16 protein-coding genes and 1 tRNA gene are annotated in these 15,484 nt (G+C 62.3%); 8 read left to right on the top strand and 9 right to left on the bottom strand.

What is annotated here, in order from left to right:
- Nucleotides 1-117: 117 nt before the first annotated feature.
- The 7 genes from HCZ97_RS02415 to HCZ97_RS02385 form a co-directional block, all read right to left on the bottom strand.
- A complete protein-coding gene (locus tag HCZ97_RS02415) occupies nucleotides 118-879 on the bottom strand; it encodes an ABC transporter permease (protein ID WP_167687069.1) in 762 nt (253 codons plus the stop codon).
- Nucleotides 876-1,811, bottom strand: coding sequence for an ABC transporter ATP-binding protein (locus HCZ97_RS02410; protein WP_167687068.1), 936 nt, complete (start codon nucleotides 1,809-1,811; stop codon nucleotides 876-878). The genes HCZ97_RS02415 and HCZ97_RS02410 overlap by 4 nt, the downstream gene beginning before the upstream one ends.
- A gap of 197 nt (nucleotides 1,812-2,008) precedes the next feature.
- Nucleotides 2,009-2,479, bottom strand: coding sequence for a CoxG family protein (locus tag HCZ97_RS02405; RefSeq protein WP_167687067.1), 471 nt, complete (start codon nucleotides 2,477-2,479; stop codon nucleotides 2,009-2,011).
- Nucleotides 2,480-2,644: 165 nt separating this feature from the next.
- Nucleotides 2,645-4,069 (bottom strand): sodium:alanine symporter family protein, encoded by a 1,425-nt coding sequence (locus HCZ97_RS02400; RefSeq protein ID WP_167687066.1) that lies wholly within the window; start codon nucleotides 4,067-4,069, stop codon nucleotides 2,645-2,647.
- A gap of 173 nt (nucleotides 4,070-4,242) precedes the next feature.
- Complete coding sequence (locus HCZ97_RS02395; RefSeq protein WP_175581612.1) at nucleotides 4,243-4,593, bottom strand: lysozyme inhibitor LprI family protein; 351 nt, start codon at nucleotides 4,591-4,593, stop codon at nucleotides 4,243-4,245.
- Between the two features lie 268 nt (nucleotides 4,594-4,861).
- Nucleotides 4,862-4,938: transfer RNA gene (locus tag HCZ97_RS02390), tRNA-Arg, on the bottom strand.
- Between the two features lie 104 nt (nucleotides 4,939-5,042).
- Nucleotides 5,043-6,443, bottom strand: a complete 1,401-nt coding sequence (locus tag HCZ97_RS02385; RefSeq protein ID WP_167687065.1) for a HAMP domain-containing sensor histidine kinase — start codon at nucleotides 6,441-6,443, stop codon at nucleotides 5,043-5,045.
- A 485-nt stretch (nucleotides 6,444-6,928) separates the two neighbouring features.
- Between HCZ97_RS02385 and rpmH the strand changes: the two genes are divergently transcribed.
- The 8 genes from rpmH (at nucleotide 6,929) to yihA (ending at nucleotide 14,039) form a co-directional block, all read left to right on the top strand.
- A complete protein-coding gene (rpmH, locus tag HCZ97_RS02380; protein WP_048599009.1) occupies nucleotides 6,929-7,063 on the top strand; it encodes a 50S ribosomal protein L34 in 135 nt (44 codons plus the stop codon).
- A gap of 40 nt (nucleotides 7,064-7,103) precedes the next feature.
- Nucleotides 7,104-7,562, top strand: a complete 459-nt coding sequence (rnpA, locus tag HCZ97_RS02375) for a ribonuclease P protein component (RefSeq protein ID WP_167687064.1) — start codon at nucleotides 7,104-7,106, stop codon at nucleotides 7,560-7,562.
- A complete protein-coding gene (gene yidD / locus HCZ97_RS02370; RefSeq protein ID WP_167687063.1) occupies nucleotides 7,559-7,780 on the top strand; it encodes a membrane protein insertion efficiency factor YidD in 222 nt (73 codons plus the stop codon). The genes rnpA and yidD overlap by 4 nt, the downstream gene beginning before the upstream one ends.
- A 100-nt stretch (nucleotides 7,781-7,880) precedes the next feature.
- The gene (gene ttcA / locus HCZ97_RS02365) at nucleotides 7,881-8,744 is read left to right on the top strand and encodes a tRNA 2-thiocytidine(32) synthetase TtcA (RefSeq protein ID WP_167687062.1); all 864 of its coding nucleotides are present in this window, start codon (nucleotides 7,881-7,883) and stop codon (nucleotides 8,742-8,744) included.
- Between the two features lie 42 nt (nucleotides 8,745-8,786).
- Entirely contained in the window at nucleotides 8,787-10,352 is a 1,566-nt protein-coding gene (locus HCZ97_RS02360) for a putative bifunctional diguanylate cyclase/phosphodiesterase (RefSeq protein ID WP_368484308.1), read from the top strand.
- Between the two features lie 454 nt (nucleotides 10,353-10,806).
- A complete protein-coding gene (gene yidC, locus HCZ97_RS02355; RefSeq protein ID WP_167687060.1) occupies nucleotides 10,807-12,651 on the top strand; it encodes a membrane protein insertase YidC in 1,845 nt (614 codons plus the stop codon).
- Entirely contained in the window at nucleotides 12,652-13,389 is a 738-nt protein-coding gene (locus HCZ97_RS02350; RefSeq protein ID WP_167687059.1) for an MOSC domain-containing protein, read from the top strand.
- Entirely contained in the window at nucleotides 13,386-14,039 is a 654-nt protein-coding gene (gene yihA / locus HCZ97_RS02345) for a ribosome biogenesis GTP-binding protein YihA/YsxC (RefSeq protein WP_167687058.1), read from the top strand. The genes HCZ97_RS02350 and yihA overlap by 4 nt, the downstream gene beginning before the upstream one ends.
- 96 nt (nucleotides 14,040-14,135) lie before the next feature.
- On the opposite strand, the gene HCZ97_RS02340 is transcribed toward yihA, so the two are convergent.
- Together HCZ97_RS02340 and HCZ97_RS02335 are read right to left on the bottom strand one after the other, a co-directional pair.
- Nucleotides 14,136-14,669, bottom strand: coding sequence for an outer membrane protein (locus HCZ97_RS02340; RefSeq protein ID WP_167687057.1), 534 nt, complete (start codon nucleotides 14,667-14,669; stop codon nucleotides 14,136-14,138).
- A gap of 146 nt (nucleotides 14,670-14,815) precedes the next feature.
- Nucleotides 14,816-15,400, bottom strand: coding sequence for an outer membrane protein (locus HCZ97_RS02335; protein ID WP_167687056.1), 585 nt, complete (start codon nucleotides 15,398-15,400; stop codon nucleotides 14,816-14,818).
- Nucleotides 15,401-15,484: the final 84 nt, after the last annotated feature.

Below are 15,484 nucleotides of genomic sequence, written 5' to 3'. Positions count from 1 at the left end.
CCGCATCCGCTCAACAAAAAGAACCGGGGCCTGAAACAGGCCCCGGCTCTTTCTTCTTGCCTGTAAACTCCGGGGGAACCTCGCAAGGCGAGGTGGGGGCAGCGCCCCCTCCCCCGCTCAGTCGCGAATGCGCCAGCCGGTGCGGAAGATCCACCAGACCGTGGTCAGGCAGACCAGGAAGAAGATCGCGATCGCGCCAAGGCTGATGCCCACCGGCACATCCGCCACCCCGAAGAAGGCCCAGCGGAATCCCGAGATCAGGTAGAGAACCGGGTTGAAATGGGTGACTGTCTGCCAGAAAGGCGGCAGCATCGTGACCGAGTAGAAAGACCCGCCCAGGAAGACCAGCGGCGTCACGATCAACAGCGGCACAAGCTGAAGCTGCTCGAAGTTCTTCGCCCAGATCCCGACAATGAAGCCCATGAGTGCAAAACTCAGACAGGTCAGGATCAGGAACGCGACCATGGCGAAGGGATGCTCGATGGTCAGGTCCACGAACAGAGAGGCCGTGCCCAGGATCACCAAACCGATGAAAAGCGATTTCGTCGCCGCAGCGCCCACGTAGCCCAAGGTGATCTCCATGAAGTTCACGGGGGCGGAAAGCACTTCGAAAACGGTGCCGATGAACTTCGGGAAATAGATCCCGAAGCTGGCGTTGGAGATCGACTGCATGATCACCGAAAGCATGATCAGCCCCGGCACGATGAAGGCACCGTAGGGCACGCCCTCCACTTCCTGGATCCGCGAGCCGATGGCCGCGCCGAAGACCACGAAGTAGAGCGAGGTCGAGATCACCGGAGAGATGAAGCTTTGCCCGATCGTCCGGAAGAAGCGCGACATCTCGTTGAGATAGATCGCCTTGATTGCCGCCGTGTTCATGCGCTTTCCTCCTCTTCAGAAACCAGGTCCACGAAGATGTCCTCGAGAGAGCTCTGGCGGGTCTGGATATCCTTGAGGATGATGCCGTTGTCGGACAGCGCCCGCATCAGCCCGGCGATCCCGGTGCGGTCAGCCTGCGTGTCATAGCTGTAGGTCAGGGCCAGCCCGTCTTCGGCCAGCTCCAGTTCATATTCCGAAAGGGCCTGCGGCACCTCGGAAAGCGGTTCACGCAGGTCGATGCGCAGCTCCTTGCGGCCAAGACGTCGCATGAGTTCCGAGGTCGGCTCCACCATCAGGATCTCTCCCTTCCGGATCACGGCGACCCGGTCGGCCATGGCCTCTGCCTCTTCGATGTAGTGGGTCGTCAGGATGATCGTCACCCCGTCGGCCTTGAGCTGGGCAACCGTTTCCCACATGTCCTTGCGCAGGGCCACGTCCACGCCCGCGGTGGGCTCATCAAGGAACAGCACCCGCGGCTCATGGACCAAGGCCTTTGCGATCAGAACGCGGCGTTTCATGCCACCGGAAAGCTCATGCACCCGGTTCTTGCGCTTATCCCAGAGGGACAGCTGTTTCAGCACGCGTTCAACGGTGGCCGGATCCCGGCGCTTGCCGAACAACCCACGTGAGAGATGCAGGTTGTTCTCCACGATGCTGAAAGGTTCGAGGTTGATTTCCTGCGGTACCAGCCCGATCTCTGCGCGGGCCTTGCGATAGTCACGTTGCACGTCATGGCCCGACACGGTGGCAGAGCCACCGGTGGGCACGGTGATGCCACATACGGTAGAGATCAAGGTCGTCTTGCCGGCCCCGTTCGGGCCAAGCAGCGCAAGGATCTCTCCTTCTTCGATATCCAGTGTCACGCCCTTCAGCGCCTGGAACCCGCCATCATATGTCTTTTCTAGATCGCGGATCTTCAGGATAGCAGTCATGCGGCCCCCTTCTTTATGATCAGCGCCCGGAAGGCGCCGCCCATGCACATAACCCTCGCGCAACAGCATTGCATTGCGCGAATTCACACAGCCATCCGCCATATGGCGCGCAATTACCCTATTGCCAGCCTGTCAGGCCAAAACTCATGGTCAAAGAGCGGGTCGGCCAGCCCGGGCCTTCCCCGTCTCGTCCGGCCTCAGCCCGCAGCCTCTTCGCTGTCATCGGAAGGGCCTTCGACCTTTTCCTGGAACCGGGTGAAGAACTGATCCGCCATTTTCTTGGCAAAGCCGTCGATGATACGGCTGCCCAGCTGCGCGAGCTTGCCCCCGATCTTCGCCTCGACGACATAGCTCAGCTCCGTCCCTTCCGGCACCTCGTTGAGCGTGACAGAGGCGCTGCCCTTGGCAAAGCCCGCGGCCCCGCCCTTGCCTTCGCCCGTAAGGGTCAGGGCCTCGTTCTCCACAAGGTCAGAGACGGTCACGACGCCCTTGAAGGTGGCCTTAACTGGGCCGACCTTTTGCACCACGACGGCGTTGAACCCCTCTTCCGGCGTGCCGGTAACCTCTTGCGCGCCGGGTACGCAGTCTTTCAGCGTGTCTGCCGAAAGCAGCGCCTGAAAGACGCTTGCCTTGTCCGCGCGGATCACCCGCATGTCGCTCATCTCCATCGCAGGTCCCCTTGCTCTGCCCATTGTGTCAGGCCGGACGCTAGACTATCCCGGTGGCGGGGCCAAGGTGGCTCTGTCCCGGGCGCGGGGCTGTTGCCGGAAACGGAAAGGAGCCCCCGCTTTCACACGAGGGCTCCGAATTCGTCTTCGGCTGTCCGAAGCTGTCTACTTGGCGTCAGGCCAGGCGGTCGGGTCCGTCTCTAGGTCCGGGAACTTGGCCGGATCGAAGACCGGGCGCTTCACGCCAGCGGCAAGCTGTTCGCGGTAGTCCCGGATCACCCGCAGGGCCACAGGGAACAGCATCATGAGCGCCAGAAGGTTGACCACGGCCAGGATGCCCATCATCGGATCGGAGAAGCTGAAGACCGCCTGCGCACCGGGAGCAACGGCCCCAAGGAAGACGATGCCGATGATGGCGACCCGCAGCACGTGGATCGCTGTCGGGTTGTCCGTCATGAAGTCCAGCGCGTTCTCACCCAGGTAGTAATTGTACATGATCGAGGAGAAGGCGAAGAGCAGGATCGCCGCTGTCAGGTAGTACTTCGCCCAGGCCCCCAGGTGCCCCACGATGCTTTGCTGGGTCAGCGCCACGCCGTCCACTCCCTCGGCCCCCGGCTGGTAGACATCGCCAAGCAGGATGACGAAGGCCGTGCAGGAACAGATGATGATCGTGTCGATGAAGACGGAGAAGCTCTGCGTGATGCCCTGGCTGACGGGGTGCTTCACATAGGCCGTCGCCGCCACGTTGGGTGCGGAGCCCAAGCCGGCCTCGTTTGAGAAGAGCCCGCGCCGCAGGCCCTGGGCAATCGCCGCCCCCATGCCGCCTGCAACCGCTTCGCGGAAGCCGAAGGCATTGGCGACGATGTCCAGGATGACACCGGGCAGCGAGGTGATGTTGAGCAGGATGATGACCACCGCCATGCCGATGTAGCCGATGGCCATGACCGGGATGATCACATCCGCGGCCTTGGCGATGCGATGGATGCCGCCATAGACGATGAACCCGGTGGCGATGGCCAGCGCGATGCCAGTGTAGATCCGCGGGATGCCGACGCTGTCCAGCGCGGCCCCGGCCACGGTATTGCCCTGGAAGGCGTTGAACCCGATGGCGAAGGAGGCGATCAGGCAGACCGCGTAGATCACGGCCAGCCAGCGGTAGTGTTCCCCCAGCCCGTAGGTGATCGCACGCGCCGGCCCGCCGCGGTAATCGCCGTTGGGCTCCGTGCGCTTGTAAAGCTGTGCCAGGGTCGCCTCGATCAGGGCAGAGCACATGCCGACCAGTGCAATCGCCCACATCCAGAAGACCGCTCCCGGCCCCCCTGCCGTGATGGCCACCGCAACGCCTGCGATGTTTCCACCGCCCACGCGCCCGCCGACAGAGACCAGAAGCGCCTCTCGCGCGCTGATCTTGCTGGGGTCGGCGGAATCGTCATCCCCGGTGAGAACGCCAAACATGCGCTTGAAGAAACGAAACTGTGCAAAGCCGCTGGCCGCGGTGAAGAAAAGCCCCAGCACCACCAGGAACGGCACCAGCGCCCATCCCCAGGTGAGATCATTGATGAGATTAAAAATGGAATCGATAAAGCCCATGAGGCGCCCCCGCTTGCGGATGTTCGATTGCGACCCGGGGAAGCCACCCAGCTACCCCAAGGTCATCCTCAACCCACATCAGCCCGCAAAGCACGAGATTTCAACGTATTTTTCCACCTTAGGATGAAACACCGGCGTTTCGCGGCATTTTCGACCGAAACCCGGCAGATCACTCAGATCGGCTTGTCTATCGCATCGTAAGCCTTCTGAAGCTGGGCGATCCGCGTGTCATAGGCGGCCTTGATGCAGGCCACATCCGTGCCGCAGGCCTCTCTCTGTTTCAGCCAGGCGGTTTGCTGGTCCCGCATTTCTCCGGCCTGGCCCATTGCGAAGAGGCCGACCAGGAAGGTGTACATCGTCGCCATCTCCACATCCTGGTCATCAAGCGTACGGTTGCCGCAGATTGTCTGTTCATTCGGGCTGAGGCCCGCCGCATCGCAGTCGAAACTGGCGGCAAGAACCGGTGAGCCACCCGCGCACAGAAGCGAAAGGGCACAGGCGGTCGCGATCAAAGGCATCTTCATAGAACTCTCCCCTGCAGGTCGAGGTACGGCAAAGGCTGCCATACTCATGCCAGCAGCCTACCCCGGATCCGCAGTTTCCCAAAAGAGGATCGAGGACATAGCCAAGCCCTGCTCGGCGCGGTGCCTATCATGGCGCGACTACGCCAGGCGGCTCATGCCATTGGAACGCGAAACAACTATGGAAGTGTGCTGGAATTTCCGCCTGCAAATTCAGACACCTGACCTCAAGGCCAGTCGTGTCGCGTGATCTGCAGCTGGATGGAAATAATGGCGCTCCGAGGAGGATTCGAACCCCCGACCCCTTGATTCGTAGTCAAGTACTCTATCCAGCTGAGCTATCGGAGCGCGTTTGGGCGATGTACAATCTGGCCCGGGGGTATGCAAGAGCAAAATCCGGATTTACCCGACGTGACCCCGCAAATTTCTTTCAAACCGCAGGATGGCGGAGCTCAGCGCGCCGCCAAACCAAGGTGCGTAATCTCTTTCGGCAAGAGCACCAGGAAGACCGTTCCCTCCGGCCCTGTCCTTTCCAGTTCGATCTGTCCGCCGTGCCCACGCACCAGTTCCGCAGAGATGACAAGGCCCAGGCCGGTCCCCCCCTTCCGGGCACCACCCTGGAACGGCGTAAAAAGATTCTCCTGCGCCTTGGGGGGCAGACCCGGCCCGGTATCGGAGATTCGGATCAGCCAGTGTGTGTTGCTTTCTTCGGCGCCCACGGCGATCTCTCCGCCCTCGCCCGAGCTTTCGATCGCCTGCCGGGCGTTGCGCACCAGGTTGAAGATCACGCGATAGAGCTGCTCTGGATCCGCACGCAGGCGCATCGTTGCAGGAATATCCTCGGCGAAAGAGATATCGTCCTCCCCCACCGCAAGGCGTTCGCTGTCGATCACGTCACCGACGATATCGATCAGCGACACCTGCGCCAGCCGGGGCGCCGGTTCCTCGGCCTTGCCAAAAGCCAGGGTCGCTTCGCAAAGGTTCACCGCCCGAGATACCGAGGATACCACCTTCGGGGCCAGCCGCTTGACCGTGGGATCGTCGCTCCCCTCAAGCCTGTCGGAAAAGAGCTGGGCGGATGTCAGGATGTTTCGCAGGTCATGGCTGATCTTGGCCACGGCGGATCCAAGCTGGGCAAGGCGTTCCTTCTGGCGCAACGCTCCGGTCAATTGCGTCTGCAGATCATGCAGGGCGATCTCTGCCTCGCGCAGGTCCCGCAGAGAGGCAGAGGGTTCGATGATGCGCCGGGCGTCCTCGGGATCCTGCGCATAGACATGCATATGGCCGATCACACCCTTGATCGGCTTCAGGATCACGCTGCGCACGGAGAAGAAGAGCAGGAAGGCCGTCACGACAGAGAAGATCGCCGAGAGAAGAAAGATGCTTCCGGCGCTTTCCAGCATCGTGTTGCGCAAGGGGTTGGTGGACATGGTAACCTCGATCTCCAGCCCGGCTTCCCGCACCGGGTTGCCGATCACGCGGATGACGCGGTTCTCCGGCTGGAAGAGCTGGTAGAGCGAATCCCGGATCAGCTGGATCGCCGTCGGGTCACGCAGGTCATAGGTTGCCGTCACCGGGCCCGGCACTTCAGAGGACAGGACAAGCTGGCGGGCTTCGTCGCGACGCAGAACGACGTTGTAGACACCGGCATTCTTCAGCAGCTCCTGCTCAAGGTCGGAACTGATCATGTCATCGGCCAGCAGCGCAAGAGAGGCGATCTGGGCCCGTTCAAGGCGCGACAGCAGGTAGTCCTCTCTCACTCGCGCGACGGAGGGGACAAGGATCAGGACCTCTGCCAGGATCACGAAGATCACCGTGAGGATCAGGAAACGGCCAGAAAGCGAACGGAACATATGCGCGGCCTAAAATACCAGGGCCCGGTGTCGGGCGCTACGGAATTGCGAATCGTAAAGGTTAGTCACGGATTTGCCAATTTTCGTAACACTCAGGTGAGCCATTATCATGCCGGGAATATGAGCTTTTCTCGCCGATTTTGAAGGGGCATCGGGGATTCTTGCCGCCCACCTCGCCCCGCGTGGCCTCTGCGTTGACGCAAGGCGGGGAAAACGGCACCTTTTCACCACCCGCCTCCGTCCCGTCGCACCAGCCTGTCAGGGCCGGAAAATTATGTCCCAAACGGGGTACACGGGTTTGACAAAGGTGCAGGGCCTACTTATAGACCGGGCTTCGAAATGCGCGGGCCACGGGGCGATTCCCGGATTGCTCCCGCTTTGCCCACTGCCCTGCTCAGTGACGCTGCTCTGAAAGAGCCGCCGCCGTTCAGGGCTAAGATCAATCCGCGGGGCGTGCCCGGCGGCAATGAAACGGAGACGGAGCGATGAAACGCACCTATCAACCTTCGAACCTGGTCCGCAAACGGCGCCACGGTTTCCGGTCCCGCATGGCCACCAAGGCCGGCCGGAAGATCCTGAACGCCCGTCGCGCACGCGGCCGTAAGTCGCTGAGCGCGTAAGAGCGTCTTGGCCCTCTTCGCCTGAAGAGGTTCGGAAATGATGACACCGCCGAAAGCCCTTCCCGAGACCGCAAAAGCGGAAGCACCGGGGCAGGCTTCGGCGGTTTCTCTATGCGCGGACACCTCCCTGCCCGGCAGTCGCCGCTCCGGCGTGCTGAACGTGCTGACCAAGCGCAGTGATTTCCTGCTGGCGGCGCGCGCCAAGCGGCAGGGCACGCCGGCGATGATGGTCCAAGCGCGCAAGCGTGCCGAAGACGGCGTGGTGCGGGTGGGCTTCACCTGCTCCAAGAAGGTCGGCAATGCCGTGGCCCGCAACCGCGCCAAGCGCCGCCTCAGAGAGATCGCCCGCCAGGTACTGCCGACCCACGGTCACCCCGGCTGGGATTACGTGTTGATCGGGCGCAAGGATGCCACGGCGGAGCGCAACTTTGCCCTGCTCGTGCAGGACCTGGAACAGGCCCTTCGCAAGATCCACGGATCTGCCGGAGAGCGGTCATGAAGCCGGCTGCCTGGGTTCTGTCCCTGCCAATTCGCGCATATCGGCTGATCTTTTCCCCCTGGGTGGGCTATAATTGCCGCTACGATCCGACCTGCTCCGCCTACATCCTGGAAGCGCTTGAGAAACACGGTGCTGCAAAGGGCTTCTGGCTGTCGCTCAGGCGCGTCGGGCGGTGCCACCCCTGGGGCGGCATGGGCGTGGACGATGTCCCGGACTAGGCCGTTCGGCGCCCTGTTTCCGCCGACCTCCTTCTGCTAAAGACGTAACGATCATCCCGGGCGGGTCCCCCACCGGGCCAGACACCCGGAGACCCTGCCCATGCTGGACGATAGCGACGAGATCCATCCGCTCTTCCACGGTGCCCCCCAGACGACGGAGTTCAAGAAGCTCCGCAAGCGGATCGTGCGCCAAACCCGCGAGGCCGTCGAACAATACGGTATGATCGAACGCGACGCGAAGTGGCTGGTCTGCCTGTCCGGCGGCAAGGACAGCTACACCCTTCTGGCGGTCCTGCATGAACTGAAGTGGCGCGGCCTTCTTCCGGTGGAGCTTCTGGCCTGCAACCTCGATCAGGGTCAGCCGGGTTTTCCCGCCACTGTCCTGCCCGAGTTCCTGGAAAAGATGGGCGTGCCCAACCGGATCGAGTTCCAGGACACCTATTCCATCGTGATGGACAAGGTGCCGGCGGGCCGGACCTACTGCGCGCTTTGCTCGCGTCTGCGCCGGGGAAACCTTTACCGCATCGCGCGGGAAGAAGGCTGCACGGCCGTGGTCCTGGGCCATCACCGTGACGATATCCTCGAGACGTTTTTCATGAATCTCTTCCATGGGTCCCGGCTGGCCACCATGCCGCCGAAGCTGGTGAACGAAGAGGGCGACCTGTTCCTCTATCGCCCGCTTGCCCATGTGGCCGAAGAGGATTGCGACAAATTTGCCCGGGCGATGAACTATCCGATCATCCCCTGCGACCTGTGCGGCAGCCAGGACGGCCTGCAGCGTCAGCAGGTGAAGCAGCTTCTTGATGGCTGGGAAAAGAACGCCCCCGGGCGCCGCCAGAAGATGTTCAAGGCGCTGACCAACACGCGGCCCTCGCACCTTCTGGATCCCAAGCTTTTCGATTTTGCCGGTCTGACCCTCAACCCCAAACAGGACGACGAGGACGGAATTCCCGACCTGCGTTAAACCGCTGTTGAACTTCTGGTCCTAGCTTGCCCCAAGACCGTATTGGGACAGGCTGAAATGGTGGATCGCCAGCGCAAGGATAACTCGAGGATCGTCGCCCGTCTGCGGCGCAGCCTGTCAGAGCCCTGGATGTTGGCGCTTCTGCCGGCCCTGTGCCTTGTTGCCTATTGGGTAGCCGGGGAAATGGCGCTGATCCTGACCGCCCTCGCCCTGCCGCTGGCGCTGGTGCTTCTTGCTGCCCCGAAGGAGGACGGCCTGCCCCCTCATCGGCCGCGCGATGCAACCACCGGGTTGGGCCTGCGCGACACCCTTGAGCGCGCAGCCGATCACGGCCTGCAGGTGCAGGAGGTCTCTCCGCGCCGAACCGCTTGCCTGATGCTGCAACTTGATGACTTCGCCATTTTTGCCGAACGCTACGGAAATGCCGCAGCGGACAATCTGCTCAATCGCACGGCAGGCCGGTTGCGAAAGGTCCTGCGGGACGGAGATGTCCTTTGCAAGATCAGTGAGGCCGGCTTCGGCATTTCCATAGCCCCGGTCACTCGGCTGGACCTGGAAGAGATGATCCAGCTTTCCGCGCGTCTGCAGGCCGCGGTCCAGGAACCGATGAGCCTGGATGCGACCACGGTCTATGTCTCTTGTTCGATCGGCTTCTGCTTGGGCGCGCGCAGCCCGATGCCGACCGGCGCCGCACTGGTCTGTGCGACCGATACGGCGCTGCGCGAAGCCATGCGGTTCGGCCCCTCGGCGATACGCTCCTTCTCTGCGGATATGCGGCGGCGACAGCAGGCACGCTCCCTCATGGCGGATGAGGTCGCCGCAGCGATGGAAGCGGAGCAGATCGTAGCCTTTTTCCAGCCCCAGGTCTCTACCGATACCGGCCTTGTCACCGGGTTCGAGGCCTTGGCGCGCTGGTGCCACCCGGAACGGGGCATGATCTCTCCGGCGGAGTTCATTCCACTGGTGGAGCAATCCGGCCAGATGGAGCGGCTGGGCGATGTCATGCTGGTTGCCGCCCTTCAGGCGCTTCGAGATTGGGACCAGGCCGGGGTGAACGTGCCCCAGGTCGGCGTGAACTTCGCCACGGAAGAGCTGCGCAATCCCCGGCTGGTCGAAAAGGTCCGCTGGCAGCTGGATCGCTACGGCCTGACGCCGGACCGGCTGGCCGTAGAAGTCCTGGAAACCGTCGTCGCCTCCTCGCCGGACGACGTGGTTTCCCGCAATATCAACGCCCTGGCAGAGCTCGGCTGCCGGATCGACCTGGATGACTTCGGGACGGGCCATGCCTCCATCTCTTCCATTCGGCGCTTCTCTGTCGAACGGCTGAAGATCGACCGCAGCTTCGTGATGAAGGTGGATCGCGATCCGGAGCAGCAGCGCATGGTCTCTGCCATCCTGACGATGGCGGAACGGCTGGGCCTGTCCACCCTTGCAGAAGGCGTGGAAACGGCCGGCGAACACACGATGCTCGCGCAGCTTGGCTGTAACCATGTGCAGGGATATGAGATCGCCCGCCCCATGCCCTTCGACCAGACGGCGGAATGGGTCCGGGCGCATCATGCAAGCCTGTCGGAAGCTCCGAAGTTCGGGCGTGGTGCCGGAACCTGACACTTGAAGGGGCGCGAAATCAGCGCCACCTGACCATCAGCAGGAGCTTGCCCCCTACCCGCCGCGCGACAGGATTCCCCTGCCCCAGTGCGTTTCGCCCGCACCTTCGGCGGCCTGTCATTCCGCTGATCTGGGCCAACGGCCCGCAGAGACTCAGCGAGCTCAACTTGTCGGGGCGACGTCCCGATCCCCAGATCACGTCATTCACAATCCCGCGCGCTGGTGCGGCGCCAATACCGTTGGAACGCTGAACCCGTTGCGGCGCCGGGACTTGGCCCGACGCGGGCATGGGCACGACGGAACCCGCATTGACCCGGCTTCTGTTGGCGCGCGGGCCAGAATCCTGTATCTGCAAGGCCTCCGACGGGGGGTTGCCCCTTGACCTTTGGCCTTGCGGCAGGTTGAACCCCCAAAGACCACCCCATACGGCAAATACCAAAGGTAACGCATCGCGATGGACGATCAGAACAAGAACCTTATCCTGGCCACGGTGCTCAGCTTCATCGTGGTGATCGCCTGGTTCCTCATCTTTCCACCCCAGGACCAGGCTCCGGATCAGGCTCCTGAACTGACCGCGAGCCAGAGCGAGGGCAGCGACCCGTCCGCAGGCGGCACCGGCGCAAGGCTCACGCCCGGCACCGAAGCCGACGGCGCGGCGAACACCGCGACCCTGGGCGACACCCCCCTGGCCGACAGCCCCCGTGTCCAGATCGAAACGCCGAGCCTCGAGGGCTCCATTGCGCTGACCGGCGGGCGGATCGACGACCTGGCGCTGACAAACTACCGCCAGACGCTTGAGCCCGGCAGCCCCGACGTGCGCCTGTTCAATCCGCAGGGCACGACAGACGCTTATTACACGCTCTACGGCTGGATCCCCGGAACCAACGTCGATGCCGAGGCCGTGCCCGGTGCGAACACCCCCTGGGAACTGGAAAGCGGCGAGACGCTGACCCCGGACAGCCCCGTCACGCTGGTCTGGGACAACGGCGCCGGCCTGATCTTCCGTCAGACCTACTCCGTTGATGACAAGTTCATGTTCACGATCCGCCAGTCGGTCGAGAACACCGGCGATGCGGCTGTCTCCATGCGGCCCTACGGCCTTCTGCGCCGTCACGGCCTGCCGTCCGACCTGCAAAGCTACTTCGTTGTGCACGAAGGCCTGATCCGCATGTCGGATGGCGAGCTTGAGGAAGAAACCTACAAGAAGATGGACGACCTTGACTTCGACAACCGCGAAGGCGCCCCCGCCAGCCGGATCGAAGTCAGCGAAAGCGGCTGGATCGGTTTCACCGAACACTACTGGATGTCGACGCTGATCCCCGGTGACCAGCCCTTCCGCTCCACGGTCAAGTACTACCCCACCCAGGATGTCTACCAGACCGAAGCCGTTCTGAGCACGGCAGAGATCGCCCCGGGCGAGACGCTGGACATCGACACGCAGCTCTTCTCCGGCGCCAAGGAATGGGAAACCATCAAGGAATACGAAGCCGATGGCGTGACCCGCTTCATCGACGCGATCGACTGGGGCTGGTTCTTCTTCCTGACCAAGCCGATCTTCTGGTTGATTCACTGGCTTCACGGTTTCATCGGCAACATGGGCTGGTCGATCATCGCGATGACGATCTTCCTGAAAGCCCTGCTCTTCCCGCTGGCCTACAAATCCTACGCTTCCATGGCGAAGATGAAGGAACTGCAGCCCCAGATGGAGAAACTGAAGGAGCGCGCCGGCGACGACCGCCAGAAGCTTCAGAAAGAGATGATGGAGCTCTACAAGAAGGAAAAGGTGAACCCCGCCGCGGGCTGCCTGCCGATCCTCCTGCAGATCCCGATCTTCTTCTCGCTCTACAAGGTGATCTTCGTCACGCTCGAACTGCGTCACCAGCCCTGGCTGGGCTGGATCCATGACCTGAGCGCGCCGGATCCCACTTCGATCATCAACCTCTTCGGCCTGCTTCCCTGGGACGCCCTGCCCCCGGACAGCTTCCTGTCGATCCTGAACCTCGGCATCCTGCCGATCCTTCTGGGCATCTCGATGTGGCTGCAGCAGAAACTGAATCCGGCACCCACCGATCCCGCGCAGCAGATGATCTTTGCATGGATGCCCTGGGTCTTCATGTTCATGCTGGGCAACTTCGCCAGCGGGCTGGTGCTCTACTGGATCACCAACAACACGATCACCTTCATCCAGCAGTACCTGATCATGCGGAGCCACGGGTTCAAACCGGACGTCTTCGGCAACATCAAGGGCTCCTTCAAACGCAAGAAGAAGGCCGCGGCTGCCAACGAAGGCAAGAAGTGAATGGCCAGCGTCGCGCAGATCTGGCGGCATCCGATCAAGGGTATCGGAGCCGAGCAACTGGATGGCGCGGCGCTGACCGCAGAACGGCCCCTGCCCGGTGACCGGGCCTGGGCCATGGGTGTCGGCGACACCGTCGACACCGGCACCTGGCAGCGCTGCCTGAACTTTGCACGCGGCTGCCAGGGACCACGCCTCATGGCGATCACGGCGCGCACCCTGGAAGATGGCCGGATCCACCTTGAGCATCCCGATACCGACCCGCTTGCGATTGACCCTGCCACCCAGGGTGAGCTGCTGGCGGACTGGCTTCGCCCCCTCTGGCCCAGCGAACGACCGGCCATTGCCGGCCTGATCAAGGCGCCAAAAGAGGGCATGAGCGACGCGAATTACGCTTGCCTCTCTATCCTCGGCACCGCCTCGCTTGCGGCCCTCGCCGAGGCCTGTGAAAAACCTCTCGACCCGCGCCGCTTTCGTGGCAATCTCTGGGTAGAGGGCTGGGAGCCCTGGCAAGAGCTTGACCTGGTGGGCAAACGGCTGGCCGTAGGCGGGGCCGTGCTGGAGGTGGTCGAGAGGATCGATCGCTGCCGGGCAACCCAGGTGAACCCCGATACCGGGGAAGAAGACACGAATACGCTTCGGACCCTGCGCAAGCACTGGGGACACATCGACTTTGGCGTGAAGGCCAGGGTTGTGGAGAGCGGACAGATTTCGACGGGCGCGGAGGTCCGGATCCTGTGACTGAGATTGCATTCAACCTGGCCGAAACGCCCGATTCCCATACTGCCGAAAAAGGCCGCCTGCTCTTTGCCGGGCCAGTGGACTTCGTGAAGGGCGTGGTCGCCATGGATGGCCTGCCCGACGCCGACCGGATCGAGGTCTGCTTTGCCGGGCGTTCCAACGTGGGCAAGTCCAGCCTGATCAACGCCCTGACGGGGCGCAAGGGCATCGCGCGCGCCTCCAACACGCCGGGCCGCACGCAGGAAATCAACTTCTTCACCCTCGGAGAGGAACGCTACCTGGTCGACCTTCCGGGGTATGGCTATGCGAATGCGCCGCTCCACGTGGTGGAGAAGTGGCAGCGTCTGCTCAAAAGCTACCTGTCGGGCCGCCAGAGCCTGCGCCGTGCCTTCGTGCTGATTGATGCGCGTCATGGTGTGAAGGCGGTGGACGAAGAGATCATGAAGCTGCTCGACAGCTCCGCAGTGACCTTCCAATGCGTGCTGACCAAAGCCGACAAGGTGAAGGAAAAGGAACGCGCGGCGGTCCTGCAACAGGTGCGCGGCGCCCTTGCCAAGCACCCGGCAGCCTACCCCGAGCTGGTCCTGACCTCTTCAGAAAAGGGTGATGGCATCGAAACCCTGCGGGCGATCATCGCAGGCCTGATCTGAGCCAGACCTTGTCTGAACGGGCAATGAGTTGAAGCGCGCTCAAGACGGCGCGCTATCCACTGCGTTAGGGTCTGCGTCGATTGATTTTGGAGATGTTCAGAAGTTCCAGGTGGCCCGGACCGTGAGCGTATTGATCCCCAGACTTTCACCGCTGTCATTGAAATCGGAAATCCCGTGGTACAGGAACTCTGTGCCGATCGAGAAATCGTTCTGAAGGTCGTATTCGACGCCCAGACCCACGACGTAAGCCTCTTCCTGGCCAAAGAAACCTTCCATCCGCGCCAAGCCCACGACGCCGTAATAGAACATCTGGTCTTCGGCATAACCGGCGCGGGTCTTCAGGCGATAAACCTTGTCAATGGGCCCGGCAGAGGTTCCGATATCGGTGCGGCTGTGTTCGAGCTCAAGGCCGATGACCGTGTTGTTCATCTGCCGATTGTAACCAAGATGCAGGCTTTTGCCCAAGCCGTCCTCTGGCCCGTCGAGAACCCAACCGATGTTGCCGCCGATATACGGGCCTGTCCAGTTGGAGTCATTCGCCGCAGCCGAGGTGGCGAACGCCGTGGCGCATATCGCCGCTGTAACGACCGGCGCAAGATGGGGTGATCTATGGCGTTTTTCTCTGGTCATGCTTAATGAACGCATGAACTCCCGAAAAGTTCATGAAACACGGCGGAATGCTGCCGTTATTCGTTAAAACCTTCGCCAGTTTCCGGGCAAAAGAAAAGGCCCGGCACCTTTCGATGCCGGACCTTTCCGTGATCTTCGCGACGCTATCAGAAGCGGTAGTTCACACGGGCCGTAACGGTGTTGCCGGTGTAATCCGTGCCGGAATCGTTGAAGTCCGAGATATCGTCGTAGAGGTATTCTGCACCCACGCTGACCGTGTCGGTCACCATGTATTCAGCGCCCAGACCAACAGTGTAGCCCGTGTCGGAGCCAACGTTGCTGTCTGCGTTCACTGCGCCGACGACGCCGTAGATCAGGGCCGGGCCGGCATCGTAGCCAGCACGCAGCTTGGCGCGCATCGTGTTGTCCAGCGACAGGCCGTTGCTGGAAGAGATGTCGTTGCCCTGGTACTCAAGCTCGCCACCCAGGACGAAGTTGCCGAAGTCGTGGTCGTAACCACCCTGGATACCGTAAACCAGGCCGTCGGAGGATGCGCTGCCGGCGGACAGATCGCCGTAGCCCATGTTCAAACCGACGTAGCCGCCGGTCCAGTCGGCGCCGGTGCTGTAGACCGGAACGACCGGTGCGGGAACAACCGGATCAGCAGGTGCGGGGTTCATGGAGCCTGCGAAAGCGGGTGCCGCGAGGGCGCAGGTGGCCGCGGTGGCGGCGATGATCTTCGTGCGAAGCATTGAAATCTCCTTCGTTTTTGCTCAAGGGCGCCTCAGCCCTTTTGGCGAGCCAGTGATGACCCGCCGCTCTTTCAACGCGTGTTG

Origin of the sequence: Pseudooceanicola sp. HF7, assembly GCF_011806405.1 — a bacterium.
Lineage (GTDB): Bacteria > Pseudomonadota > Alphaproteobacteria > Rhodobacterales > Rhodobacteraceae > Pseudooceanicola.
This window is presented reverse-complemented; position numbering and strand designations above follow the sequence as displayed.

Bases quoted from the DNA above. Each gene is read 5' to 3' on its own strand.
- HCZ97_RS02415 (WP_167687069.1), bottom strand. From the start codon at position 879: ATGAACACGGCGGCAATCAAGGCGATCTATCTCAACGAGATGTCGCGC.
- HCZ97_RS02410 (WP_167687068.1), bottom strand. From the start codon at position 1,811: ATGACTGCTATCCTGAAGATCCGCGATCTAGAAAAGACATATGATGGC.
- HCZ97_RS02405 (WP_167687067.1), bottom strand. From the start codon at position 2,479: ATGGAGATGAGCGACATGCGGGTGATCCGCGCGGACAAGGCAAGCGTC.
- HCZ97_RS02400 (WP_167687066.1), bottom strand. From the start codon at position 4,069: ATGGGCTTTATCGATTCCATTTTTAATCTCATCAATGATCTCACCTGG.
- HCZ97_RS02395 (WP_175581612.1), bottom strand. From the start codon at position 4,593: ATGAAGATGCCTTTGATCGCGACCGCCTGTGCCCTTTCGCTTCTGTGC.
- HCZ97_RS02385 (WP_167687065.1), bottom strand. From the start codon at position 6,443: ATGTTCCGTTCGCTTTCTGGCCGTTTCCTGATCCTCACGGTGATCTTC.
- rpmH (WP_048599009.1), top strand. From the start codon at position 6,929: ATGAAACGCACCTATCAACCTTCGAACCTGGTCCGCAAACGGCGCCAC.
- rnpA (WP_167687064.1), top strand. From the start codon at position 7,104: ATGACACCGCCGAAAGCCCTTCCCGAGACCGCAAAAGCGGAAGCACCG.
- yidD (WP_167687063.1), top strand. From the start codon at position 7,559: ATGAAGCCGGCTGCCTGGGTTCTGTCCCTGCCAATTCGCGCATATCGG.
- ttcA (WP_167687062.1), top strand. From the start codon at position 7,881: ATGCTGGACGATAGCGACGAGATCCATCCGCTCTTCCACGGTGCCCCC.
- yidC (WP_167687060.1), top strand. From the start codon at position 10,807: ATGGACGATCAGAACAAGAACCTTATCCTGGCCACGGTGCTCAGCTTC.
- HCZ97_RS02350 (WP_167687059.1), top strand. From the start codon at position 12,652: ATGGCCAGCGTCGCGCAGATCTGGCGGCATCCGATCAAGGGTATCGGA.
- HCZ97_RS02340 (WP_167687057.1), bottom strand. From the start codon at position 14,669: ATGACCAGAGAAAAACGCCATAGATCACCCCATCTTGCGCCGGTCGTT.
- HCZ97_RS02335 (WP_167687056.1), bottom strand. From the start codon at position 15,400: ATGCTTCGCACGAAGATCATCGCCGCCACCGCGGCCACCTGCGCCCTC.